Source organism: Formosa sp. Hel1_31_208 (assembly GCF_900104785.1).
GTDB lineage: Bacteria > Bacteroidota > Bacteroidia > Flavobacteriales > Flavobacteriaceae > Psychroserpens.
Genome location: NZ_LT629733.1, coordinates 1,006,511 through 1,033,328, shown reverse-complemented (window position 1 = coordinate 1,033,328; position 26,818 = coordinate 1,006,511). Strand labels below are relative to the sequence as shown.

The 26,818-nt window shown below is 32.8% G+C and carries 21 protein-coding genes and 1 tRNA gene; 10 read left to right on the top strand and 12 right to left on the bottom strand.

Annotated features, from left to right (window positions below; genetic code table 11):
* Nucleotides 1-101 precede the first annotated feature (101 nt).
* Nucleotides 102-1,418 carry a hydroxymethylglutaryl-CoA reductase, degradative gene (locus BLT57_RS04505; RefSeq protein WP_091422882.1) on the top strand — a complete coding sequence of 439 codons (1,317 nt, stop codon included), beginning with the start codon at nucleotides 102-104 and terminating at the stop codon, nucleotides 1,416-1,418.
* Nucleotides 1,419-2,348, top strand: coding sequence for a GYDIA family GHMP kinase (locus BLT57_RS04500; protein ID WP_091422878.1), 930 nt, complete (start codon nucleotides 1,419-1,421; stop codon nucleotides 2,346-2,348). It abuts the gene before it with no gap.
* A gap of 49 nt (nucleotides 2,349-2,397) precedes the next feature.
* Here BLT57_RS04500 and BLT57_RS04495 read toward each other — a convergent pair whose 3' ends face one another.
* From BLT57_RS04495 to BLT57_RS04465, 6 genes are all read right to left on the bottom strand, one after another.
* Nucleotides 2,398-4,557 (bottom strand): SurA N-terminal domain-containing protein, encoded by a 2,160-nt coding sequence (locus BLT57_RS04495; protein WP_091422875.1) that lies wholly within the window; start codon nucleotides 4,555-4,557, stop codon nucleotides 2,398-2,400.
* 174 nt (nucleotides 4,558-4,731) lie between these two features.
* Nucleotides 4,732-6,021, bottom strand: coding sequence for a hemolysin family protein (locus BLT57_RS04490; RefSeq protein WP_091422872.1), 1,290 nt, complete (start codon nucleotides 6,019-6,021; stop codon nucleotides 4,732-4,734).
* Between the two features lie 253 nt (nucleotides 6,022-6,274).
* Nucleotides 6,275-6,844, bottom strand: coding sequence for an LPS export ABC transporter periplasmic protein LptC (gene lptC, locus BLT57_RS04480; RefSeq protein ID WP_091422868.1), 570 nt, complete (start codon nucleotides 6,842-6,844; stop codon nucleotides 6,275-6,277).
* Entirely contained in the window at nucleotides 6,845-8,227 is a 1,383-nt protein-coding gene (locus tag BLT57_RS04475) for a M48 family metallopeptidase (RefSeq protein ID WP_091422866.1), read from the bottom strand.
* Nucleotides 8,228-8,243: 16 nt separating this feature from the next.
* Nucleotides 8,244-9,548: a hypothetical protein gene (locus tag BLT57_RS04470; protein ID WP_091422863.1), complete on the bottom strand. Its 1,305-nt coding sequence runs from the start codon at nucleotides 9,546-9,548 to the stop codon at nucleotides 8,244-8,246.
* Nucleotides 9,548-10,276: a type III pantothenate kinase gene (locus BLT57_RS04465; RefSeq protein WP_091422860.1), complete on the bottom strand. Its 729-nt coding sequence runs from the start codon at nucleotides 10,274-10,276 to the stop codon at nucleotides 9,548-9,550. The genes BLT57_RS04470 and BLT57_RS04465 overlap by 1 nt, the downstream gene beginning before the upstream one ends.
* 190 nt (nucleotides 10,277-10,466) lie before the next feature.
* Between BLT57_RS04465 and BLT57_RS04460 the strand changes: the two genes are divergently transcribed.
* Nucleotides 10,467-10,542, top strand: a tRNA-Phe gene (locus BLT57_RS04460).
* 548 nt (nucleotides 10,543-11,090) lie between these two features.
* Here BLT57_RS04460 and BLT57_RS04455 read toward each other — a convergent pair.
* Genes BLT57_RS04455 through BLT57_RS04440 form a run of 4 tightly spaced genes read right to left on the bottom strand, consistent with a single transcriptional unit; the run spans nucleotide 11,091 to nucleotide 18,476 of the window.
* Nucleotides 11,091-14,219 (bottom strand): type I restriction endonuclease subunit R, encoded by a 3,129-nt coding sequence (locus BLT57_RS04455; RefSeq protein WP_091422859.1) that lies wholly within the window; start codon nucleotides 14,217-14,219, stop codon nucleotides 11,091-11,093.
* Between the two features lie 27 nt (nucleotides 14,220-14,246).
* Nucleotides 14,247-15,515 (bottom strand): restriction endonuclease subunit S, encoded by a 1,269-nt coding sequence (locus BLT57_RS04450; protein WP_091422855.1) that lies wholly within the window; start codon nucleotides 15,513-15,515, stop codon nucleotides 14,247-14,249.
* 1 nt (nucleotide 15,516) lies between these two features.
* Nucleotides 15,517-18,279, bottom strand: coding sequence for a type I restriction-modification system subunit M (locus BLT57_RS04445; RefSeq protein WP_091422850.1), 2,763 nt, complete (start codon nucleotides 18,277-18,279; stop codon nucleotides 15,517-15,519).
* A 2-nt stretch (nucleotides 18,280-18,281) separates the two neighbouring features.
* Nucleotides 18,282-18,476, bottom strand: a complete 195-nt coding sequence (locus BLT57_RS04440) for a helix-turn-helix domain-containing protein (RefSeq protein ID WP_091422848.1) — start codon at nucleotides 18,474-18,476, stop codon at nucleotides 18,282-18,284.
* A gap of 114 nt (nucleotides 18,477-18,590) precedes the next feature.
* Here BLT57_RS04440 and BLT57_RS04435 point away from each other — a divergent pair, with 114 nt between their 5' ends.
* From BLT57_RS04435 to BLT57_RS04420, 4 genes are all read left to right on the top strand, one after another.
* Entirely contained in the window at nucleotides 18,591-19,772 is a 1,182-nt protein-coding gene (locus tag BLT57_RS04435; protein ID WP_091422846.1) for a hypothetical protein, read from the top strand.
* Between the two features lie 198 nt (nucleotides 19,773-19,970).
* Nucleotides 19,971-20,273: a helix-turn-helix domain-containing protein gene (locus BLT57_RS04430; protein ID WP_091422844.1), complete on the top strand. Its 303-nt coding sequence runs from the start codon at nucleotides 19,971-19,973 to the stop codon at nucleotides 20,271-20,273.
* Between the two features lie 45 nt (nucleotides 20,274-20,318).
* Nucleotides 20,319-21,287 (top strand): phage/plasmid replication protein, encoded by a 969-nt coding sequence (locus BLT57_RS04425; protein ID WP_091422841.1) that lies wholly within the window; start codon nucleotides 20,319-20,321, stop codon nucleotides 21,285-21,287.
* 45 nt (nucleotides 21,288-21,332) lie between these two features.
* Nucleotides 21,333-22,340, top strand: a complete 1,008-nt coding sequence (locus BLT57_RS04420) for a bacteriophage abortive infection AbiH family protein (protein WP_091422835.1) — start codon at nucleotides 21,333-21,335, stop codon at nucleotides 22,338-22,340.
* Between the two features lies 1 nt (nucleotide 22,341).
* Here the strand turns inward: BLT57_RS04420 and BLT57_RS04415 are convergent, their stop codons facing one another.
* Both BLT57_RS04415 and BLT57_RS04410 read right to left on the bottom strand, forming a co-directional pair.
* Nucleotides 22,342-23,676 (bottom strand): site-specific integrase, encoded by a 1,335-nt coding sequence (locus BLT57_RS04415; RefSeq protein WP_172827429.1) that lies wholly within the window; start codon nucleotides 23,674-23,676, stop codon nucleotides 22,342-22,344.
* Nucleotides 23,677-23,908: 232 nt separating this feature from the next.
* Entirely contained in the window at nucleotides 23,909-24,679 is a 771-nt protein-coding gene (locus BLT57_RS04410) for a zinc-dependent peptidase (RefSeq protein ID WP_091422828.1), read from the bottom strand.
* Between the two features lie 112 nt (nucleotides 24,680-24,791).
* Here BLT57_RS04410 and BLT57_RS04405 point away from each other — a divergent pair, with 112 nt between their 5' ends.
* The 3 genes from BLT57_RS04405 to arsS all read left to right on the top strand — a co-directional run bounded on the left by BLT57_RS04405 (nucleotide 24,792) and on the right by arsS (nucleotide 26,757).
* Nucleotides 24,792-25,262, top strand: coding sequence for a nucleoside deaminase (locus BLT57_RS04405; protein ID WP_091426657.1), 471 nt, complete (start codon nucleotides 24,792-24,794; stop codon nucleotides 25,260-25,262).
* An 88-nt stretch (nucleotides 25,263-25,350) separates the two neighbouring features.
* Nucleotides 25,351-25,686, top strand: a complete 336-nt coding sequence (locus BLT57_RS04400) for an arsenosugar biosynthesis-associated peroxidase-like protein (protein WP_091422825.1) — start codon at nucleotides 25,351-25,353, stop codon at nucleotides 25,684-25,686.
* A gap of 6 nt (nucleotides 25,687-25,692) precedes the next feature.
* Nucleotides 25,693-26,757 (top strand): arsenosugar biosynthesis radical SAM (seleno)protein ArsS, encoded by a 1,065-nt coding sequence (arsS, locus tag BLT57_RS04395; protein ID WP_091422823.1) that lies wholly within the window; start codon nucleotides 25,693-25,695, stop codon nucleotides 26,755-26,757.
* Nucleotides 26,758-26,818: the final 61 nt, after the last annotated feature.

Here is a 26,818-nt window from a genome sequence, read left to right as displayed (position 1 = left end):
GCATTATTATGGGAATGTCTCAATAATAATACCAAGAATAGTATCTTTGCATTTCGTATTCGAGAACCCTTTTTTGAATCATTAAGTTTAAATTTCAACACATGAGCAAAATTATTTCAGGCTTTTCTAAATTATCGAAATTTGAAAAAATCGATTGGCTTGTTAACACCTATTTCACTAATTCTGATGCGGCTAAAACACTTATAAAGCAATATTGGAATAGTAATGAAAAGCTCCAGCAGCTTCATGATGAGTTTATAGAAAACACCATTACTAATTATTATCTTCCATTTGGTATTGCTCCAAATTTCTTGATAAATAATAAGATTTACACCATACCAATGGCTATTGAAGAAAGTTCGGTGGTAGCTGCTGCAAGTAAAGCTGCTAAATTTTGGTATGATAGAGGTGGTTTTAAAGCGGAAGTTATATCGACTGAAAAAATAGGTCAAGTACATTTCATGTACTTTGGTGACACCAAGAGATTGACAGCGTTTTTTACATATCTAAAACCCATGCTTTATAAAAAGGCAAAGCCTATCACTAAAAACATGGAACAACGTGGTGGCGGCATTCTTGATATTGAATTGAGAGATAAAACCCAGGATATTGAAGGTTATTTTCAATTACACGCCACTTTTGAAACCTTGGATGCTATGGGTGCTAATTTTATCAACTCTTGTTTAGAGCAATTTGCCAAAACCTTGAAAGACGAGGCACAAGGTTTTGAATTATTTTCTTCAGAAGAAAAGGATATACAGGTCGTTATGTCTATTCTTTCTAACTATGTTCCTGATTGTTTGGTGCGGGTAGAAGTGAGTTGTGCAGTAAAGGATCTCACCGAAAATTCTGATATTCCAGCACGTGAATTTGCTGAAAAATTTCTTCAAGCAGTCGCTATAGCCGAAGTTGAGCCGTTTAGAGCTGTAACTCATAATAAAGGTATAATGAATGGTATTGATGCCGTTGTTTTAGCTACTGGAAATGATTTTAGGGCTGTTGAAGCTGGCGTCCATGCCTACGCATCAAAAACGGGGCAATATCGCAGTTTAACTCATGCCAAAATAGAAGATGACATTTTTTCATTTTGGATGGAAATTCCATTGGCTTTAGGGACAGTTGGCGGACTTACAAAACTGCATCCACTAGTGAAACTTGCTTTAGAACTACTGGGTGAACCCTCTGCAAAAGAATTAATGCAAATCGTTGCTGTCGCTGGTTTAGCACAGAATTTTGCAGCATTGCGCTCGTTAACGACTACTGGAATACAAGAAGGACATATGAAGATGCACCTCATGAATATTTTAAATCAGTTTGAAGCTACCGCAGCAGAAAAAAATAAATTGACTGAATATTTTAAATCTAATATCGTAACACATAGGGCAGTAGTTGAGGAATTAGAAAAACTTAGACAATAAATGAAGTCCTTTTACAGTCATGGAAAATTACTTCTCACAGGAGAATATGTTGTGCTTGATGGCGCTACATCTTTGGCCATACCAACAGGTTTTGGACAATCATTAGATATTCAGAAAGCCAATCACAACCATCTCATATGGAAGAGTTTTGATGAAAATGACCAGATTTGGTTTGAAACTGAATTTAATATTTATAATCAAGAGATTCTAAAAGCTCATGAGAGCGATGATCCCATTTCTAATCGACTATTACAAATACTAAACGCTGCGCTCAAACTTAATCCAAAGTTTCTAGTAAAACTATCAGGATATGACGTGACCACAAAATTAGATTTCCCTAGAGATTGGGGACTAGGGACGTCGTCAACATTAATTAACAATCTAGCCAGCTGGGCAAATGTGAACCCTTATTCTTTACTCGATATGACTTTTGGCGGAAGCGGATATGATATTGCTTGTGCAAGTGCAAACAGAAGTTTGACCTATGAATTACATCCACATCATAAGAGTAACAATCAACCAGTGATTTCGGATGTTGCATTTTATCCATCATTCCACAAGCATTTATACTTCATTTACTTGAATCAAAAGCAAAATAGTCGTGATGGTATTTCTCAGTATAGAGCGAATACCTCCGATTTATCAGTATCTATTTCGAGAATAAGTGCCATTACGAAAGAGGTTATTAAATGTGAAACTCTAATTGCATTTCAACACTTACTAAATGAACATGAGCAGCTTATTTCTGAAATTATTAAGCAGACACCTATAAAACAACGTCTGTTCAATGATTTTAAAGGCAGTATTAAGAGTTTAGGTGCTTGGGGTGGAGATTTCATATTGGTCGCATCTGATGTCGACCCCACCACATATTTTAAATCAAAAGGCTATCCAACTATTCTGCAGTACTCCGAGATGGTAAAATACTAAAAAAGCGCTGCAAATTGCAGCGCTTTTTTATAGATTATATTTGAGCCTATTAGTAAAATCTAGCTCTATTATCTTCAATAGTTGCTGTTTCTTTAAGTGCATTATACACTTGTGTTTGCGCAGCACTAGATCTCGCAGTACTTAATCGGTTAGCATTGGCTTGGTAATTTTCTAATTTTGGAGCTTCATTCACCTTAGTGACTTCTATCATATACACGCCTCTATCTCCATTAATTAATCCTGATGTTTCTCCTTCATTCATACCAAAGGCAACACCAACTACTCTCGGCTCAAGTCCGGCACCAGAGATAGTAGGATTCTTCATATTTACAGCTGCAGACGTCAATGCTGGTCTGTTTTGATTTTTAGCAACTTCATCAACTGTAGTCGCCGAAATTTTCTCGCGAATCATCTGTGCCTTCTTTTCTTTTCTAATTTCATTAAGAGCAGATACCGATGCATTCTCAGGATCCATTAATCCTTTCTTGCTAATCTTGGTCACTTGCACTACTGCATAACCACCACCTGGAACGGAAAAACGCTTGTAGTCTCCTACTTTAGTCCCTTCTTCAAAAGCCCAACGTACAATTGGTCTTTGGTTTCCAATACCTGGTATAGCCTCATCTAATACTTTGATGCCAATAACGGGTCTCACTTCCAATGCACGCTCTTTAGCCATTTCTTGGAAATCACCATCCTGAATCGCAATCTCAAATTTAGATGCTTCAGTAAAGACATTGTCTATAGTTTCTTCAGAAGCTTCGATAGTTCTTCCTATCGTAGCTACTTTAACCACCTTAGAATCTCCTTTTTGATCTAATATTTCAATAATATGGAATCCAAATTGTGTTTTTACCACCTCGATATCGCCTACATTATTTTGAAATTCAAAATCACTAAATGGTTTCACCATTTGAGTACTTGGATGGAAATCATAAACTCCTCCATTATCAATACTTCCAGTATCCGAAGACAATGCAGTTACTAATTCTGGAAATTTAGAGCGGTTTGCTTTTACTATTGCTAAGACACTATCAGCTGTTTTTCTAGCTTCAACTTCCGTTTTAGTTACATCTGGTGCAGCTCGTGTTGCACCAAGATGAGGAATTAAAATATGTCTTACTTTAGCCGAATCAGGCATTTGCCTAGTCGCAACCAATCTAGACAACTTCATCATACCTGCGTCTTTATATGGACCGTATACTTGACCAATGTTTAAATTAAATAATGTATCTGCAACTGTTGCTGGCAATGCTGATTTTTGCACAAAAGTATCTGCATAGTTCACATCTGACTCTGCAGCAAAATTTACATAGTTTGTTAAATCATCAATTTTAACCGCTGCAAATGGCACAATGGTATCATTTTTACCATTATCGAACACTACTTTTCCGTTGATAAACGAATCAAAACTCGCTTTTAAGTCTTCTTCATCCTTTAGACTTGGCTCCTCATTAAATTGCACAAACACAATATCACGTGACGCCTCAACTTCAAATTGTTTTTTGTTTTCGTTGATATATGCTTTAATATCTCCTTTAGTTACTTCAATCAGTGTATCATTAATTGTAGTGTAAGGAATTTGCACGAATTTGATATCTCTTGTTGCATTCTCAAGAACATAATCTACTTCAGCTTCATTCAATGTCGCATTCACACCAGCTTTAACCATATTGTAGTATGTTCTTTCCTGTGCTCCTACCGCAATAGATTTTTCACTATTGACCCAATCGCTATAATTTAATTGAAAATTTCCAAGAAGCGCTCGTTCACCATTTAATTCTTTAAGATTGGCAACAAATTCTGTAAGCTTGTTTTCATCAAAAAGTCCAGCTTCATTTTGAAACTCAGTATAACTTGAAAAATTTTGTTTCAACAAGTCTTTCATTTGATCTTGTTCAACGGTTAGCCCAAGCTCTTCGAACTGTGTATTCATCACTGCTCGTCGCACTTCTTGATCATAGACTCGATTCATTGCTTGTGTCGAAGAAGCATTAGGGCCTAATTGCCTTTGCATGTTCTCTACTTTATTCATGAAATCAATCCTGTTAATATTTTTACCATTTACAGTTGCAACTACATCTTGTGATCCACCAAATAATGCATCACTATTTTTGAATAAGTCTGTAAGTACAAATGAAAATAACGCTAAAGCGATGATCAAAATCAAAAACAGTGAACGTTGTCTAATTTTATTTAAAACTGCCATTTTTATGTATAATTTATGAAATAATAAGTGGGCGAAAATACCATTTTCTATTAAATAATAAAAGCGGTTAGGCGATTTTATTACCGATTTTTAATAGCATTCATCGATTGATGGTTAAAGGCGATCGTTTTACGGATGAAACGCTCTTCGAGTTTTAATATAATAAATGCAATTTTAGTCTTCCTCAAAGATTTGAAGCGAGACCAAATCAATTTTTGTGGATGAAACCTCAAGAATGGTAAATTCGAAGTTGGCAATGATAACCCGGTCGTTAATTTGAGGGATTTCTGCAGCTTGGTTAACTATAAGACCACCAATAGTTTCATAATTCTCACTTTCAGGAAGCTTAAGTTTATAGACCTCATTAATATAATCGACTTCTAATCGCGCAGAAAACTTATAGGTGTTATCATCTATTTGTTCTTCAATCAAGGCCACACTATCATGTTCATCTTCAATCTCTCCAACGAGTTCTTCAACAATATCTTCAATGGTCATAATTCCGGCTGTTCCTCCGTACTCATCAATAACTACAGCCATACTTTTACGTTTCTTGGTCAAAATATTAAGAACATCTTTCACCAACATGGTTGCTGGCACATAAACGACCGGTTTCGTGACTGATTTGATTGATTTCGGTTGTTTAAATAAATCAAATGAATGGACATATCCTTGAATATCGTCGATACTATCCTTATAGACCAGTATTTTTGACAATCCCGAATCAATAAATAAGGTACTTACCGTTTTAATTGTATCATTTATCTCAACAGCTGTAATCTCTGTTCTTGGAACCATAACCTCTCTTGCCTTAACTTCTGCAAACTCTAGAGCATTTTGAAATATCTGGATTTCACTATCCACTTCATCATGTGCTTCAACAGATTGCATCTGTTCACTAATGTAATTACCCAGCTCTACTTTTGACATCGCCAACTGCACATCATCTCCTTCTGTTTTAAAAAAACGTTTTAGAATGCGGTCTGAAATCCAAATGATAAACGATGACACAAACCAAAACAGCAAATAGAATACATAAGCTGGAAAAGCGAATATCTTCAGAAAAGAATTCGCATAGATTTGAAAAAACACCTTGGGCAGAAATTCAGCCGTTATCAAAATAATAATAGTCGAAATGATAGTTTGGGATAACAAACTCAAATCTGTCAATAGAGAATTTACAACTTGATATTGAGAGGGCGACATAGATTGGAACCACTCCATTAAAACATCTCCCATAACAAAGCCATAGACAACCAATGCAATATTGTTACCAATAAGCATAGTGGCAATAAATTTGGATGGTTTCTCGGTGAGCTTTGTTAAAATTTTAGCGATAAAATCGCCTTGTTTTTTTTCGATTTCTATATGAATCTTATTCGAAGACACATAGGCAATTTCCATTCCAGAGAAAAATGCCGAAAGCAATAACATGAGAACAATAATAACAAGGCTAAAGTCCATAGCGGTTACTTGTTTCTGTTATCGAATTTATTTCTAAACTTTTTTCGGAAGAAAAACATAAAGATTGATAAACCGGCAAAAACGAATGAAATTGTCATTCGGCTATTATCTACACCTATATTTGAAATTGCATCATAAATAAAAAGCACAGCAAAAAACAAATATGCATATTGAAAAAACTGAAGTATCTTCATGTCATTACTTTATTGTTAAGCACAAAGATAAAGATGTTTTACAAATAAAAACCAAGGTGTTAATCTTTTAATATCATATCACCTCGCCCTTCTAATATTGTATAGTTTTTAAATTTAGAATCGGAGTCAAAGATATCACCACGACCACTATTTGATGTGGAAGATTTTAATTGAACTGGAAGATTTGTGAATAGCCATTCACGGCTTTGATCGTAATATAGCTGTTCTGCAAATAAACTATCATTTTGAGGAGTGACCAATATGACATTACCTTGTAGATCTATTAAATCGGTCGCATTATAAACAATAGCGTAGTCTGCCAAAACAATATTCTTTCGACCATCTTCATCATAAAGAGATAAACGAACACCCTCTGGAAACTCTGAAAATGAAAACTCACGATTTGAATAATCTAACATTTTAGGACTTTCCAAATTGGCTACTACGCGCCCAATAGAATCTTCAGCTTCCGTATATTTTAAATTGATATTTTTTGCTTCGCCGATGGGCTGATTTTGAAGCACACCTATTTTTTGTACTTCTTTGAAGTTGTTTTTACATGAAAAAAACATAGTCACAACAATTGCTGTGACTATGACTTTATTTATATGTAATATTTGACGTTTCATTTATAGGCTTGGCACTCTTACGCTACCTCCCATCCAACACCCAATAGTGATGGTTTCTCCTGCATTCCCAGCTGTAAATATTTCAGCTTTTGTTGGTGCATTAGCGTTATAAGATGCTGCTGTTTTTGACGCTGTCGATTTTAAGCTTGGATCTACTTGGCCCGCTTTTAAAGCCTCTTGTGCAGCATACCAAAATACCGCTCTTTTATTAAAGTTAGAATCACCACAATTCTTAGCACTGTCTGCATACATAGATGCAATTCTTAAGTGTGGAGTTCCATCTGATGGATTCAACTTCAAGGCTTCTCTATAGTATGTTCTCGCAGTCCCATAGCTTCCTCTCTTTTTGAAAGCATTTGCGATTCGCTTCGCTAGTTTTGATTTTTTAAATGTATCTGTTTCTAATTCATAAGCTTCTCTGATGTATTTATCACCTTCAGAGTTTTTGCCTTGCTTATACAATACATTTGCAACAAAATACTTTGTATCTGCTGATGGTGCGGTTGCATCATAAGCTTTTACCAACTCAATATATAACGGATCATCTGTACATTCTTTGTTGTACATTCTACTTACGGCTCTTTTTAACCATACAGCATCTGTTTTATATGTTGGAAAATCTTTTTGATATAAAGGAATTAAGTTCTCACAATTGGCTAACTGACCCAAATACGTATCTAAACTTCCTGCAACTTTACCGTTAGCTTCAATTTTAGCTTGGTAGTATTTTTTATATTGCTTTTCTTTTTTACCTAAAGCTTCTCCTCTTTCTTCTTTAAGAATGATTTCATTCAATGCCTTGGCATATTTTTCGTTTAGATTTTCTAACTGCTCGTTAACATCATCATACTTATCAAACACGCTTTGAAGTTCAAATTCTCCAGCATTAAAAAGGTCTACCGTTTTAGTAAAGTAAACATACAATCCTTTTGTATTTGTAAAGTTTGGCAAATCTTGCATATATGCATCGTGGAAGGTATCGTATATTTTTTTGTCATTAATATTCAAATCTTTTTGATTCTCATACATTAACACGCCTTTTCTCTCTAATACTTCTCCTAATTCATATTTACTTGAATAGTATTCTCTGGCTTTATCTAATAAAACCATATAATCTTCTATAAACGCTACTTTTTCTGCTCCTGAGGAATTGTCAATTTTATGATCTAAAATCTTCTCACCGTATTTATAAAGTGCGATATTAAACTTCGGACATTTATTTCTTACTTTCATCCAAGGCTCATAGGCTTCGTCATATTTCTTTGTCTTAACGTAGTCATTCATCAACGTTAAGTTTAACATACACTCTTCGTCTTGTTGCGCAAAGCTAAAGTTTGTCGCCATGAACAAAGCAGCAATGATTAGTGTAATTCTCGTTTTCATCTTCTTTTAATTTACGTTAGTTATATTTTCTTTTTTCAAACCATCTATCGTTTAATGATAGACTTATGTTCACATTGATAAAGTTTTCTTGAATGAGATTTTGATTTATTGTTCCTCGTCTTCCGAACTCAAAACCAACATTGGCATTTGAGAAAACATTTCCAACTGGTAATCCTACTCCAAAAGACATGCCAAACTCATTAATAGTTTCGTTGTTCACCTCTAATCCAGTGTTTTCAAAATGAAAACCAGCACGATAGGTTACTCGTTTCCAGTAGCTTGAAAATGAATTGTAATCTGGAATATAAAAACCTCCAACAGACACATTTGAAGCATTTACAAAATTAGCATTTTCTATTGATACAATTGGATTTGAAAATTCACTTGTGTTTTGAAGGGTGTACTCCGCTCCAACAAACCACTTTCTTGGTGCGCCAATACCAGCTCCAAAAGACAATCTTGAAGGTAAAGTTAAATCTGTTTTATCAAGATTCGAAGCTTCTAAATCGGCAGCAACTTCATTAACCACAAACTCCTGACCTGTTAATGAATTGATCACTATGGTTGCGAATGATCGTTCATTAACCGATGATAAATTACTTTTTGGAGAATAGGTTAATCCAGTCTGAAGCTCTAATTTCTCATTAAGCATTGTTTTATAAGTCAATCCTACATTGATATTTAAACCACTTAAATCTGAACGATTATTTTCTCTGGTTTGATATTGCACGATATTTCCATCTTCGTCATACAAAAACTCAACGACGCTATTCTGAATATTTCCGAAGTTATAATTGAAGTCAATACCAGCACTTAACTTAGGTGATATTTGGTAACCAAACCCAAAAAATGCTCTGTTCACACCACCCTCTCCAGTATATCTATTTTGGATAACATCTTCTTCAGTATCTTCAAGTTTGTAACCAACAGACGTATAAGGGACCAAGCCAAAACCAAAACCAAATTTACCTACAGGCATTGATAATGCTATATAATCAAACGTAGTAGAGCTCACCTCAGCCTCCCCAGAGTTCGCTTCTAAATTTATACTATTATGACTTGCACCTACAGAAAATTTCACAGGACGGTTGGTCTCGTTCCAAAGTTTAAGATTTGAACCAACGTAGGCTGCTGGATTTCGTAAATTGACATGAACACTATCTGTATAAATACTCAAACCTCCCATGCTTCTATTTTCTACTGTACCTTTAAACTTCAAACTCCCTATTCCGTAGAACGAATAAGGCGAAGCGGTACCTTCTTGCGCATAGGCTTGTATAGCAAAAGAAGCAACTAAAACTATTAAAAGTTTTTTTATCATTATTGTCTATTATATTCTAAAATAAAATTCAAACCTTCTAAAAGAAAATTTGAATTGGCAAATATGCTATTTTTTAATTGGTTTGACAAGAATTTGGTATCGCCTCCTGTTAAAATAACTGTTAAATCTGAATATTTTTTAGCATAATCATCAATTACACCATCAATTTCTTTTAAAACGCCATACATAACACCGGAATGGATGGACTGCTGCGTTGAATCTCCAATGATAGTGTCTGGTATTTCTGTATCTAACAACGGTAAATTTGCCGTTAGATTATTCAAACTGCGATACCTCAATCGTATACCAGGTGAAATAGCACCTCCTAAATATTCATTTTGAGTATTAATAAAATCGTAAGTTATACAAGTACCTGCATCAATGATAAGCACATTAGTATTAGGGAATTGCTCCACAGAAGCACATACGAGTGCGATGCGGTCTACACCTAAGGTCTTCGGACTCTTATAAAGGTTTTTAAAAGGCAACTTGAGTTCATGAGACAATTCAATAACAGGCATCTTTGCCTTAAGAATTTTGACATGTTCTTGTTTTAATTTTCCTACGGAAGACACTATAGCCTGTTTCACTTGCGGATAAGATAAAAGCACCTCTTTAATAAGCACATCTAAATCAACAAGCTTACCGATATACTTTTCTATAAGTCGCCCTTTGTCAAAAACAGCTAACTTCAAAAAGGTATTACCGACATCAAGAATTAAATTCATAGGAGTTTTAAAAGGTTAAATCTACGAAATGAAGCTTCAAATCAATATAACTCTTAACCAAATTATAACATTATTTCTAATGAAACCAGTCATTTGAAGTCCTTATCTGATAATAAACCTAAATTTTTAATATTTCTTTTTGCGAATAATAAAAATGCCTCTATATTTGCACTCGCATTTTTATGCAACTGGTGCCTTAGCTCAGTTGGTAGAGCAAAGGACTGAAAATCCTTGTGTCCCTGGTTCGATTCCTGGAGGCACCACCACCTAAACTCGTAACAATCTATTTTTTAGAAAGTTACGAGTTTTTTGGTTTAACAGTGTACAACTACGTGTACAACGAACTAATTTCTACTACTTTTTTCAGGTTGTCAAATTAAAAATTATCCCTTGGCAAAACGGTCAAAAAAAACGGACTTCTGAAACAAAACCTTGTTATATCTGAACTACCAAAGTCATTTCAAACAACTTTCCCTTTGTCAAAGGTTCGTCAGATGAGTAAAACATATATCTGTTAACTGCAGCAAAATAGGTACCCAAATAGCGCAAAAAGTGAGAAGAAAAATAAAAAATTCAAAAATTTCAACTCAAATTACTAAAACCCAGACCCACCCCTATCGAAAAAATCGACTTTCCCTTTTGAAAAGTGAGGGGCTAATTTGTCATATACCCTAGTAAGGGGAAGAGAGAGGAGAATGAATTTTTCAAATGACAATACTATAATCAATACAAATGCGAGCTTTATTAGATTTTGACAATGCAAGTAAACATATAGCCATCATTATCAGTAAAAAAGTTACAATAGGGTCAAAAATTAAATTTCAATTCCACCACTAATAATAAACTCTTGTAACAGCTTATCAATTCTTATGTTTATTTTAAAAGCAGGAATTGTTTTACCTTCCAATTTCTCAAAATACGCTTTAGCCTTGTCCCTATCAACGGTACTTTTTAAATCATCAAAACGGCCATAATCATTTATATTTTTATCAGTTACTCCTGAATCCATCATACTACGAAGCTTAGTTTCATCTAAACCTAGTAATTCTGAAATTCTAAATATCTGGTCATTCTTAGCATTAAAAAGATACTCTGTAATATATTCTCTAAATGTTTTACCTTTTTCAATAGTTACAGCACCACTTTGGACATCATGTATAAAAATATTAGCATATTTTTGTTCTTCTTGAGTTAACGTGGCAAATGACTTATGCAACTCATCTAAAGTATGCTGTAGTTGTTTACTGTCAACATCCTCTCCTTTAAGTTCTTTGATGTATTTCTCAAAACGAGAATTCATGTAGTCTGCATCAATTTTATCTGTATCAATCTCCGTTAAATACCCTTCAATTTCAAAAGGAACCTCTCTTGTTCCAGTGCCACCGCCATCACCACTAAATAGTTCTCTATAACGTAATGCTAGAATTAAGTATGTGTTTTCATCAAAATTCATTTCAACCACAGACTTTTCGTTTCCTTTACCAAACACATATTTTGATTGATTCCAATTGAAACCTTGAATTTTGGCTGCTTCTAAAAAGTCATTTAAATCTTTAAAGAGTGAAGCAAATCGTCCTCTTTCTGGAATACCCTCTGGTAGGCTTTCAAAATTTTGGACTCCTGCTGAATTAAACAATTGGGAAATTTCGTTATACATAAAATTTATTGAATTTAGATTTTGTTCTAAACGGTCAACAAATAAATCTACAGGGCTATCTCCAGAGTATAATTTAATGGCACTATCAATGTGCTGTTCCATGGTATGTGGTAACCTATAATAGCGTATTGTCCCAAATGGTTTGTCTGGTCCAAATAGACGATTTGTTCTTGAAAATGCTTGAATAATATTTTGATATCTAATTACCTTATCCAAATACAATGTATTAACCCATTTAGAATCAAAACCTGTCAGCATTTGGTCTACAACAATTAGCAAATCAATCTGCTCTTCTGGTGTTGTTTCAATTCTCAAATAAGGTAGTTTGTGAGCCAATCTAGCAGCAATATCCTTTTTAAATTTTGCATGCGTTGCTAAGGTATAATCTTGTTCAAATCTTTCGTTATAATCTTCTAAAATCTCAACTAAACCATCTTCTTTAAAAGCAGCATTACCAACATTGTCAATTGTCGAGTCAAACAGTGCTGTTACTTTTAATTCTGGTTGAAGTCTTTTTATTAACCTATAATATTCAATAGATTCATTTATACTACTTGTTGCAAAAATGGCATGAAACTTACTATTTTGACTTAGCACAACCCAATTTTCTAATATATCCTCAACTACTTTTTCTTGATGCGTATCTATTTCGTATTGAGACTTTGGTACAAAATCTTCAATACCACGAACATAATTACCAGAATGGTCATAATATCCTGCCATTCTCAAATCATTCATATACCTATTGAAAATTTCTCTTTTTGCAGGGTCAGAAAGAGCATCTGCTTCATCTGTAGCTCTTGCCTTTTCTAGAGCAATTACCTTCCTTAAATCACGGTCTTTATATGTCAATATTTTATACGGGTCAAAACCTAATACATTTTTATCTCTTATGCCATCACCAAGAGTATATCTGTGTAACTCTCCTCCAAATACTGTTGAAGTGGTGTTCATGTTTATCTGGTTTTCATCTTTAATAGGTGTTCCTGTAAACCCAAAGAAAATGGCTGATGAAAATGTATTTTTAATATCAATAAGCATATCTCCAAAAGTTGAACGATGTGCTTCATCTACAATAAATACAGTTCTTTTTTCATTCATAATCTGAATGTCTCTTGCATTTAATCCACCCTCTTCATCCTTAATGTTACTCATCTTTTGTATAGAAGTAACTATTAAAGTATTTACAGGGTCTTTACTTTTTAGTTTTGTAACTAAAATACCTGTGTTTTCAGTTGCTTGCACTTCTTCGTTCTCATCTGAAAAACCTCGATACTCTTTTAGAGATTGTGTCCCTAACTCTATTCTATCCATCAAAAAAATAACCTTATCGGCATCTTTTGAATTGGCAATAAGCTGAGCCGATTTAAAACTGGTCATTGTTTTACCAGAACCTGTAGTATGCCATATATAACCACCTAATGCATGTGTGCTTTTCCAATCTGTTTTAGCAACTTTATCTGATATTGCATTTGCTGCATAATACTGATAACTGCGCATTACCTTTAAAACACCATCACCATCATCTGGTACGGTGTAGAAACCTATTAATTGATGTGCCATTGGAATAGAGAGAAAAGAAGATGCTATATCATTCCAATCATTTTTTGGCTCATTATTAAAGTCTGCCCAATGGAAATAAAAGTCCTTATTGAATTTCCCATCTGGACCAGGGTTAGCGAAATAAACAGTTTCTTTAGGCTCCATTGCTACAAATACCTGAACTAAAGAAAACAGACCTGAAAAGATTCCAGAACGAGCGTAATTTTCTATTTGATGATAGGCTTGACTTACAGATACACCACTTCTTTTTAACTCGATGTGAATCACTGGCATTCCATTAATTAAAAGCATTAAATCACCACGTCTATCATTTAATATTTTAGATTTAGTTTTAAATTTTGGTTGTTGTACAATTTGATATCTACTCTGTCCTGCTGCTATCTCATGTCTATCGTAGATTTTTAAACTAACTTCTTTACCAAAATGTAATTTGTCTTCTTGGTTATCTCGTTTTATAGCAACTGTTTTACCATTTATAAATCCATTTAGCTTTAGAGGTGTTCTTAAAGCATTTATTTGCTCAAGTATTTGTTGCATTTCACCATTTGTTAATGGCGTGTCATTTAAACGGTCTATACCTCTATTGTTATCAAAAAGAATATTTGCCCAGTTGTTTAGTAAATCTTCTTCTGTAGGGTTTTTTATAACCTCATTTTCCCAGCCTTTTTTACTTAGTGCCAATATTAAGGCTTCTTCAAATTCAGATTCTTTGGTAAATGTCATTTTCTTTAATTTTACAGTGCCAGTAAATTAGTCTTGTGCTATAAACATTTTAGTAAAACAGGCTTTTTTGATGTTCTTGAGTTTTTCTAACTGTGATTTGTGTAATGCTAATTGATTATCTAAGTTTTGGAAATAATTACCTATTTTTTGTTGTTCATCTTCATTAGGGATAAGTATTTTCTGTTCTTCAAAATCGCTAGCCTTTAAGTTTCCGATTGCACCATTACCTCCTGAAACATTAACGCTTATAAATTTTCTATACCAAGAAGAACTCATAGAGGCATTTAAGAAATATGGCGTTTTTGACCTAACAATTAACATAAAACCACCGTGAACAGCCTTTCCATTTAAACCGTCAATTATTGCATGTTTTCCAACTAAACGACTAGAACCATTTGCAGAAGTAATAAGAATGTCTTTGTTCTTTGCAAATTCAATATTTATAGCTTCTTCCCTTACATAAACATCATCTTCCTTTTCGATAAAAGTATCTTCATAAATATTAGAGGACCTTAAAACTTTAACTCCTTTATTTGAAACATCACTAGGACTATAAGTTAAACCTCTTTTCACTAAAGCAAATTCTCCAAATGGTTTTTCTTCCCAATCTCCAGTAAATCCTTTAAAACGAACTTTAGGAACAGTAGCACCATTACTTGGAAACATCTTTTCAAGCATAGCTTTTTTTAGAACAACTAGTTTGTCGTGTTTTTTTTGATGATGACTAATAAGTTTTTCTAAGTTTTGGAAGAAAGTACCTATTTGTTTTTGTTCAATTTTACTTTTTGGAAATGAAAATATCATTTTTTTAATAGCAGTACCAGAAGTTAATGCTCTGGTTGTCATTGAACTTTTTTTTGTCATTTCTGAACGAAAAAAATCTGTGTAAAAAGCATATTGCTTAAAACCAATTTCTAAAGGGTCTTTATGTATTGGTCTAGCACGTAAAACAAAACCACTAAATACTGCATCTTTTGGGTTATCAAGCATAACCGATGGTTGACCTATTTCATCTATTGTTTCAGATGTTCTGGTAAAAAACAAATCTCCAATTTGAACACTGTAATTTTTAATTTCATCCCTAGTTACATCAACCTTTCCTTTTAGCTCTTTAGTTAATAACCCTCTTTTGTGAAATACATCAGTGAAATTTACTATTGGCTTACCGTAACCGAAATATTCTTTTCCCTTATTAAGACCATTTTTAAAATCATAAAATGAACCTATAAAATCTTCTTCCCAATCTTCAGTAAAACCTTTAAAACGAACTTCAGGATTTTTATTCTTATTTGCCATACTAGTCTTCTCTATTTAATAAAACCTTCAATTCATTTAATCCTTTCATATCAAACTCATTTCCTTCTAAGTTATCAATTAATTTAGACAAAGAATTTTCTGCCTTGTTAATTTCTTTAGCAACATCTGAGTAGGTTGTACTGTACTTTTCAGAAAGTGCTACAACTTTCATTGTCAATCCATCAATAATTGTTTTTGGCAAATTATATAAAGACGTTACAATTGGGTGTACCCATTTTAGGTCTAATAACTTGTAAATCTGACTTTCTTCAAGGTTTTCAATGGTTTCTTTAGTTAGCAAGTGTAGTTTCGCTTTTTCTTCCTTAGCTATTTTTTTCACGTCTTTTTCTTCTGCTATAAGCTTTGCTGTTTTTACTAATTTGCTTTCAAAAGAATCTTCTGGAAATGTAAATGTTGATTGTAATGTGAATAGATATTTGTTAACATTGCCTTTACCATAAGTGCCATCTTTATTAGCTACTATTTTGGACCATCGCACTTGTTTATTGTTGTTTATAAAATCAACTTTTTCAGGTTTCCTTGCTTTATTGTCTAACAACTCAAGATAGCTTTTTAAGGTGTTTATTTCTTCAGATTCTACATCTGCAAAAATCTCTTTAAGCGCACTATTTATTTCTTTAGTTACAAAAGCATCATTATTATCATTTAAAACAGGACTGTCTTTTTCTTCTTCAGAAAAGGAATCAATAATTTCCTCATATTCAGAAGTAATTTCTAACAAGCGATTTTCTTTTTGTTGTAAGCTTTGTAGCTCTTCTTTTAAGTAGGTTTCTTGAACCAGTTCAAAAGGCATAATTCTACCTTTCCAACCTTCTTGTTTTTCTACTTCTTTGCCATCTTTCTTTTTGAGCACCATATTTGCATCTACTATTTTTGTAGATTCAAAACCTTCAGTTTGTATAATTTCTAAATCTACTTTTATAGCTTCCCATTCATTATCCAGCAATTGATAGGCTTCATATTTATCTATTAAGTCTATAGTTTCAAGCCTTTTAAAAATATCATTACTCAATACTTCTTTTTCTCTTGGAACATTAACGGTCTCAATATTGGTTAATAATTCCTGTTTTAAGAAGGTGTCTAAATCTTTAAATGAATTATCAAACTTTTCCTTAAATGCTTTAACGCTAGCTTGTTCTTTAATAGCCAAATTAATATCTTCCACTTTTAATTCTGAATTAACTTCTGAAGTTTTAGAAAATAAGGCTTCTCGTAAATTAGGAAAGGCTTGCCAGTATTTTTCAAGCTCGTCTATTTCTTTTACAGGAATACCACCAAACATAGAAGCATAAATATCCCAACTTTCTGGGTTTGCAGAAGAGTCTACATATCTTGGAATGTTTAGATTGTATTCATTTTCTCTAATGGTATCTCGTTCTATTACTTTAGAAAATTTTGGTGTAGTTTGTCTATCACGTATTACATCAGCAATTCTTTTAATGTCCGAAGCTCTTAACTTATTGTTTTTACCTTCTTTTATAAAACCTTTAGATGCATCAATAATTAAGACATCTGTGTTTTTACGTTTTTGTTTTAAAACAATAACTACAGTAGGAATACCAGTTCCAAAGAAAATACTTGGTGGTAAGCCAATGATGGCATCAATATGATTGGATTCTATTAATTTTTCACGAATTGTACCTTCTTCACCACCTCTAAACAACACACCATGAGGTAATACAATGGTCATAATACCATCTGGTTTAATGTGAAATAAATCGTGTAAAAGGAAAGCAAAGTCTGCTTTAGATTTTGGAGCCAATCCAAATCGTGAATATCTTGGGTCTGAATCTTTATTTGCTGGGTCCCATTTTTGAGAATATGGAGGGTTTGAAACAACTGCATCTACATAAAGTGTCTCGTAAGTGTGTACAGCATCATTTTCATCAAAATATGGCCAATCATCTTCTAAAGTATCACCATTACGAGTTACAATGTTATTTGGCAAAATATCACGCATTACCAAGTTCATTCTTGTTAGGTTATAAGTGTTCTTTTTTAATTCTTGTGCGTAGTATTTAATATTGTTTCTGTCGTCAATATGTTTTGCCACACTATTACCAATATTAATCAATAAAGAACCTGAACCACTACATGAATCGTAAATTTGAATTTCTTTTCTGTCTTTTAAATGGTTTGAAACAATTTCGGACAACAACACTGAAACTTCGTGAGGTGTATAGAATTCTCCAGCCTTTTTTCCAGCATTAGCAGCAAATTTTTCAATAAGATATTCGTAAATAAAACCAAGTACATCATAACTTTGCTTGCTATCCATTGGAATATCCTTTATTAAATGGATTAGTTCACTAATAGCTTTAGTTTGCTTTCCAGAAGTATCTCCCAGCTTACTTAAACCAGTTTCTAAAGTGTTGAAAATCCCATCAAACAGTTTTTTGTGAGCTGGACTAATTGAACGATTAAAGGCAGACAATGCAGTCCTTACATTGTCAACACTAAAGTCTTTTGCTAAATCAATCCAAGTGGTGAATAAATCATCATAAGCAATAAAATAGCCTATGTTCTTTTTGATGTAATTTACCGTTTCAACTTCCTCTTCAGAAAGGGCTTTTATATCCTTATCAGTAAAATCTTGTTTTTTGCAAAACTGTATTTCTTTATCTGACAGGTATTTGTAAAAAATGAAGCCTAAAATGTAATCTTTATATTCATTAGCCTCAATCTTGGAACGCATTTGATTTGCTGATTCCCATATTTTAGCTGCTAATTGCTGTTTATTCATATTTATTTCTTGTTTGAAACTATTAACTCTTTAATATCTACATTAAGTATTTCAGCGATTTTGTATAAATCTTCTAAACTTGGTTGCCTTCTATTTTGAGCGTAGGAGTTTACCATATTGTAGCTTTTTCCTAATTGTTCAGCCAACCAAATTTGTTTAATCCCTTTCGCCTCTATAACCTCTTTAATTCGGTTCATTACTGAATCATTTAATTCTGTTTTCTAAATTAGGAACTATTTTCAATATCTCACTAAGTGAGTATAAAAATAATCATTATGTTTGATTACAAACTAACAGTTTCACATTAAGCTATGTTTTTTGAAGAATTAACAACACATCTATTTAATTTAAAAGTCTTAGCAACCTTAGACCTTCAAAAAATCGGTATTTCTGATTATTTAGAAAGTATTAAAGATAGTAGAAAACTTATTACAGAATCGAAACTAAAAGAACAAGAAACTAACTTGAATTACAAGCAAGTTCAACAAATAATTGATAAGTCTGGAGAGGTAAGTTTTGACACTTTTTATGATGAGACCACTTCGAAAATCACAAACCTCTTAAAAGATATAGAAATTGAAGAACCCCTCTTTGGTGAAATTAGAATTGAATTAAAAAATATCCTTGAGACTACTTATAAATGTAAAAAACTGGATGAATATATTTTCGGCAAAGAATTAATAAGAAATCTCAATAATAGCATTAAATCTAAAAAGGAAATTTTAAGCTATTATATTAAACTTAAAGATGTTCAATTAGGTAATAGCTTTATCAATTACCTGAAGCTCTTAGATAGCGTTAAAACACCTTTAAAAACCTCACTCAGCAATCTAAAAGAAGAACTTGAAAAGACATTAAAAAATAAAAACCAAGAAGAAAAAAGAACTCACATTAGAGAATTACATAACCTCAATAAAATCAAATTAAGGCAAAGTCCTTATTTAGTAGTAAACGATGTAATAAATTATGATTACAACAACGATATTGATTTAGCCAATTTCTTAGATATTTTCATAAAAACCAACACTTTTGAGTCTCAAAATCTTATTGACCTTAAACCATTCTTTATTACGATTTTCTTTGATGCTTACATGAAGCAAAACTATAACGCTTATTTAGAAGTGATACTGGTTAATAAAGATGAGATATTCGCTTTGTTACAAGATAGAAACAGTCTATCTGAACTTGTTTTACCTGCTAATATTCGCCCGTTTGAAGACTTAGAAAGACAATTAATTAAAGAGGAGTATTTTGATTCTTCTGCTAAATGGATTAATCAAAAGAAACAGCTTGTTGAGTTTATTTTACATTGTCGCTCTTTAGCTTATTTTAAAATCAGAGCAGATGTAACTGATAATACTGAGATAAGAAAACTTAGACACTTTTTCGAAAAGAGATACTCAATCAATATTACAAACCAATTCAAACCAAATCAGAGAAAACTCATTAAACTTCCTTCATATGAGTTTAGATGGATAGAAAAAGCATTTTAGACTTTCAATTTCATTTCCGTTTTTCAGACTTCCACTTCCGTTTTTTATAAAAATCAAGAACCCCTTATTGATTTAACCACTTGTTTTACAGGTTATTATATACTTTTTGAGACTTCCATCCGTTTTACTCAGTTGTACCTTTGTACTGTCGTTAGTTCGACAATATAAATAGTAATTTAAATTAAATCATTATGAAAAATGACTAAAAACTTTGTGATTGAACAGACTAGTTCAGAAGAATTATTAAAACAAATTTCAAACTTAATTGATGAGAAGCTCAACGCTCTCTTTCCAAGTGGTCTTAAAAACCAAAAAGAAAGTGAAACCGAATTGCTAACCATTGAAGAAACAGCAAAACTATTGAAGGTATGCAAAACCACAGTTTACAATTACACCAAACAAGGGATTCTAAAGCGTAAGTCTTTTGGTAAATCAACTAGATATGACAAAAAAGAGGTACTAGAAAGAATTGGAGCATTAAGAAATCAGAATGCTGTCTAATATATAAGTAGGTACTTGTAACAAATTTTTAAAAAGAAAGAGATTATGTATGATAATATTAGCTTGTATTTAGATAGTAGAGATGCAAACAACATAAATTTATATGATGAAGTTTTAGAGAACTCCAATAACATAACTATTGAAAGGTATGGTCTTAAATTAAATGATGTACCATTTGCATATATAAGTATAGAAGGTAAGAATAACCAAAAACTAAGTTTTAAAGTTGAACCTTATAGAATTTCAATGATGGGTAAGAACAGCTCTATCTGTAAATACTATTTAGGCAACAATTTTGAGACCCTAACACTTATGCAGTTCAATAATGCTATTGATGAAATTTCCGAAAGATTAGGAGTTTGCTTAAACAATGCTAGAGTATGTAGAATTGATATAGCTAACAACTTTTTAATGGAATACAAACCAAGCACCTACCATGAGTGTTTAAAACATCTTTCGAGATATAAAAGATACGCTATTAATGGAAATTTATACTTTAAAACTAAAAGAATAGAACTCAACTTCTATGATAAGAAGAAGGAGTACAAAGAGAAAGGATTTAAAATCCCTACTAAACACTTAAATACTGAAAATATTTTGAGGTATGAGATTCGTTTTAAAAAGGATGTTGCTAAGATATTTGACAGAACAATAAGGGTAACTGACTTACGAACTGAATCTTTCTTAAAAGAAGTCTTTGATAAGTGGCAAAGTTATTACTGGAACATTAAAAAGCAGAATCCAGTAATATTTGAATCTGAAAATAGAACTTTTACCGCTAAAGATTTTAAAGACTATTTTTTTACAAAAGGAGTTGAAGCAATTGGAGGGATTGAATATGCTTACAAAATGATTGATGAATCCAAAAATGCAGATAACTTTACTCGGCAAAAAGCATACTACTTAAAACAGGTGCTAAATAACGCTTATGACAATGCAAATAACACCTCAAACTACGACTTTACAGGAGAGTTAAACTCAAAAATGCAGTCTATGTTAATTCCTTTAAAATAGCTTCTTATACGCCCTTAAAACAAGGGCGTTTTTTTATATTTGAACATGAATTGCAAGTGCTTTTTTAAATGTATTGGAAACTGGTTAATAAGGAGACACAATAACAAAACTCTTTATATAATAGGTAATGGGTTTGATTTACACCATGGCTTGAAAACAAGTTATTTTGATTTTTCAGAATATCTTCAACAAAAAGACAGTGAGTTATATAATACTCTGGAATCTTATATTGACTTTCCAACCGAGGACAATAGCTTATGGAGTAAATTTGAAGAAAACCTAGCGAATTTAAATCTTGATGAAATTTTCAATGATTATTCATTGTTTCTACCTGATATAGCAAGTGACGATTTTAGGTCTAGAGATATGCATACTTTTCCAGATATAATGGAAGACCTATGCGAAAGTTTGACAACTAATTTATTGCAGAATTTTTTAGAGTTTATACAGAGTATTGAATACTCAAAATCAGTAGATGGATTATTAATCAATTTAAAAAAGAAGTCAAACTTCCTAACCTTTAATTATACTCCTACATTAGAAAAAATTTACGGAATAGAAAGTCAAAGAATTAATTATATACATAATAGTGCATTTTATGGGTCTGAACCAATTATTCTTGGACATGAAATTGAACCAAAAAGCTTTGAAGAAAAACCACCTGAAAACCTATCTGAAGAGGAACTAGAACAATGGTATGGTAACTTTGACTATTCAATAGATACAGGTAAAGAGAACCTATTGAAGTATTTTGAAAGAACTTACAAACCAAGCAATGAAGTAATCAATAATAATATGCATTTCTTTGAAAATTTAGGATGTATTAATGAGGTTTTCGTACTTGGACATTCAGTATCAAAAGTTGATTTGCCCTATTTTGAGGAATTAAAAAAACATATAAGAAAAAAAGCAAAATGGAATGTGTCTTTCTACAATTACGACTCAATAAAAAATATAAAATTAAATTTAAATAGTATTGGAGTTACAAATATCAACTTTTTTGAACTAGCACATATTTTGATTAATAATCAACAGACAAGATTGAAACTGTAGATTATACAACCTTAAGATATGAATCTTTAAAAGCGTTTGACTGAACAATTCTAGATGCTCTATCCTTACCATCTTCTCTTATATACTTTAAGAACTCTCTTTCTGACTTATGACCAGTTAAAGGCATTATATCATGAACATTGACACCTGCTCTATATTTAATAGTGCTATAACTTCTTCTAGCGGTATGGGTAGAAATTAATTTATATTTAAGTATTTCTTTTACAACTTGATTACCACCCTCGTTTCTTTCAAATTTGACTCTTTTATTAATTCCTGCCATTTGAGCAACCTCTTTTATACAGGCGTTAATATACTGCTCTATCATAGGTTTTGGTGGATTACCATTATATCTGTCATTCATAATTTTTCTCATTACAGGTGTAATGAAGCAATAAACTTTATTTCTTGTTTTCTTCTGAACAACCTGTATATATTCCCCGTCATCTTCCTTAATAATTTGACAATTTGAAAAATTGTTGTAGTCTGAAATTCTTTGACCAGTCTCACAACCTAAAATAAATATATCTCTAGCTTTTTCATGCTCTGGATATTTCGACAAATCTAGTTCAAACATATTCTTTAATTCATCCATGTCTAAATAAACAGCGGTAGTCAACTCATTAACAATTTTAAATTCAGGAAGTTTATACTTTGAGTTCGAGTTATGACCTTCATTTGTTGCTGAATTAAGTATTGTCTTAAGTGTTTTAATATGCTTCCCAATAGTATTAATGGCATAGAATGAACCATCTACCTTTTCTTTTGTCTGCATGTATTCAACAAAGCTGTAATAAAATTCTAAATCTATGCTATCAAAATCAACTTTAAAACCTTCATCCTTTTGAAACTCTTTAATATGCTTTATTGCCTGTTTATAAGCACTTACAGTCGTGCTTTTAGCTCTTTTATTATCTTTCTGAAGGGTTCTGATTTTCCCCTCAATAAACACATCACAATACTTAAAAAAGGTCATTGTTTCATCACTTTCTTTAATCTGTTCTTTGTTTGAAATGGAATGATAAATCTCTTTAATTGAATCTTTTGTTATCATTTCCCCCTTAGAAATTCTATCAGCTACAATCTTATTAAACTCATTCTTCAATTGGTCCAAATAATTATTAATCTCTAAGCTGTTAGATACGGTAGCAACATTTCGTACTTTTTTCTTCGTTGAATCCCAGTATTTAGGTTTAACCTTATACCCTGTTGAGAACCTTCTATCTATCTTTCGACCTGCTGAGACTCTAAACACGATAAGCGTTTCATTCTTTGCTTTAGGTTCCTTAAGAACGAAGTTTACTGAAACCTTAGTTTTTAATACTGTATTTGCCATGAAATCTCTATTAGTGTACAACAAAGTGTACAACATTTAATGAATCTATTTAAATTCAAATGTAGTAAATTATTTCATTTAAGCTTTATGTACTATGTAAATAAAAGGATTTACTAGTTAAATGAAATTAAACCAAAACAAGCCTATTCATAATTTCAGGTACTGGAGGCACCACCATCAAAAACCCGATTCACATGAATCGGGTTTTTTGGTTTTGTACCTTTTTGCAAGGCTATGTTTTAAATCTAAAACAATCAGCAAGCATATTGTATAATTCTGGCTTTTTCTTTTGCATTTGCTTCGGTTTCTCAAAAAAGTATTCGGAAGCCACTGCAAAAAACTCAGCCTGTTTTGTCCCGCCATAAGCTCTTAAATCAGACTCGTCTTTATTAATTGCTTCCATTTCATCATGCATTAGTTTCAACCAAGGAATTGTATAAGAATTCTGCATCAAAATTTTAGGTATTCCATCAATGTGATCATCCATTTTATCAATAAGGTGCACAAACTCATGGATCGCAGTATTTCGTCCGTCATTGTCGTTTTTAAATCCGTGACACAAGGCTTTTCTTGATAGAATCATCTGACGTTCTAGGCGACCACCACCAACTACTCCAGAAATATATCGTGATTGGCTCTTATCTGCAAATTCAAAATCTTCATTAAAATTATCTGGATATAACAGTATCCCAGTTACGGTTGGATAATGCCATTCTTTGAATGCAAAAACAGGTATTACGGCACTTGATGCGATGAGTATCTTGTCCAATTCCTCTAATTCAAATCCTACACTATCAATATAAACTTCAGACAGAAACTGCATCATTCGATTTTGAAAGCGTTTTTGTTCATTACGATCTAGCGCGCTATAAAAACGAACTTCTGCTACTAAAATAGCATACCAATGTATTGGGAAATTTGATGCTTGTCTCGGTTTTATCTTAATAAACGTATAGATTATAAAAGCAATCAGAAAAAAAAATATAACAAAATAGAGTGTCATTGCTTACAACAGTTTTTCAGATTTCCGAAGCTAAACATTTTTTAATAATTAAATATTAAAATTTACTTCAAGTGAGAAAATGATTAGTATTTTTAAAAAATTTTTAAGGCAAATGAGTAAAGAAAAGTTCATGCAGGCTGCAGTTCAAGAAGCCCTAAATGGCTTGAATAACGATGAAGGCGGACCCTTTGGATGCGTTATTGTTAAGCATGGTGAAATAATTGGAAGAGGGCATAACGAAGTCACTTCAACAAATGATCCAACTGCTCATGCCGAAGTCACTGCAATACGAGCAGCTTGTAAACATTTGAATTCTTTTCAGTTAGAAGGATGTGAAATATACACCTCTTGTGAACCTTGCCCAATGTGTTTAGGGGCCATATATTGGGCGCGACCTGACAAAGTCTATTTTGGTAGTAATCAAGAGGATGCAGCTCATATTGGATTTGATGATGCCTTTATTTACAAAGAAATACCGCTACCTTATAACGAACGAAGTATTCCGTTTGAGCAATTAGGGCGAGCTAGCGCTCTTGAACCATTTAAGGCATGGACAGAAAAAGAAGATAAAATTGAATATTAATTTTGTAATGCTTGCGTAAATTTTGCGACCTAACATCTATTATCCATATTTTACGTAGCTACGAGAAACCCTTTTGAAATTTTACAATATGCAAAAAACATACTACGATCCAGCAGATTTAAGAAAATTTGGAAAAATTACCGAATGGAGTGAAGAACTGGGTAATAAATTCTTTGAGTACTACGGAAAAGTATTTGAAGAAGGCGCACTTACAGCACGCGAAAAATCGTTGATCGCTTTAGCGGTATCCCATACTGAACAATGTCCATACTGTATAGATGCCTATACAAAAGATGGTTTACAAAGAGGTGTTACCAAGGAAGAAATGATGGAAGCCATTCATGTTGGAGCCGCCATAAAAAGTGGCGCAACTTTAGTGCATGGCGTGCAAATGATGAATAAGGTTAATAAACTTGATGGCTAACAGCAAATGACAAAATTAAAGACCCAATCCCTACACAAACGCGAAAGTGAATTAGCAAAAAGCAATAGGCAACTTGAAATTTTATCCAATGGTATATTTCAAAATGGCGAACTCCCCAAGTTTAAGGATAAAATTTCTGAAACCAATCAGTTCCCACTTAAAGCCAAGGCTTTAGAAATACTACAGATTAATGTAGGATATATGTGTAACCAAGTTTGTGAGCATTGCCATGTTGACGCTGGTCCTGATCGAAAAGAGATCATGACTCGCGAAACCATGCAACAATGTTTAGATGTTATTAAAAACTCTGGTGCTCATACTTTAGATCTTACTGGAGGTGCTCCAGAAATGAATCCCGATTTCAGATGGTTTGTTGAAGAAGCTGCTAAAGTAGGTATTAAAGATTTTATCGTTCGGTCAAATCTAACGATCATTCGAGCTAATAAAAAATATTACGATTTACCCGAATTCTTTAAGAAACATAATGTACATGTTGTAAGTTCAATGCCCCACTGGACAAGAGGAAAAACAGACAAACAGCGCGGTGATGGTGTTTTTGATAAATCTATCAAAGCACTTCAAGAACTTAATGCTGTAGGTTATGGATTACCTGGTAGCGATCTGCGGCTTGATTTAGTTTACAATCCTTCTGGTGCCTTTTTACCCGGTGATCAAAGCGCAATGGAAAAAGACTTTAAAAAAGCGTTGTTGGAAGATTTTGGTATTAATTTTCATACTCTTTTTGCCATAACAAATTTGCCTATTTCTCGTTTTCTCGATTACTTAATTGCATCCGAAAATTACGAAGACTATATGTACCAGCTTGTGGAGGCGTATAATCCTTCTGCTGTTGCCAATGTTATGTGTACAAATACTTTATCGGTAAGTTGGGATGGTAATTTATACGATTGTGATTTTAATCAAATGCTAGAACTACCTGTAAACAGTAAAGTCAAGCATATTTCAGAATTTAATAAGGAGTTATTAGAAGGACGCAAGATTGTCATTTCTCAACATTGCTATGGATGCACGGCTGGTGCAGGCAGTAGCTGTCAAGGTGTGGTCGCGTAATGAAAACAAAATTTTTATTATTATTCTCATTGACTACTAGTATTTGTTTCTCGCAAAACAG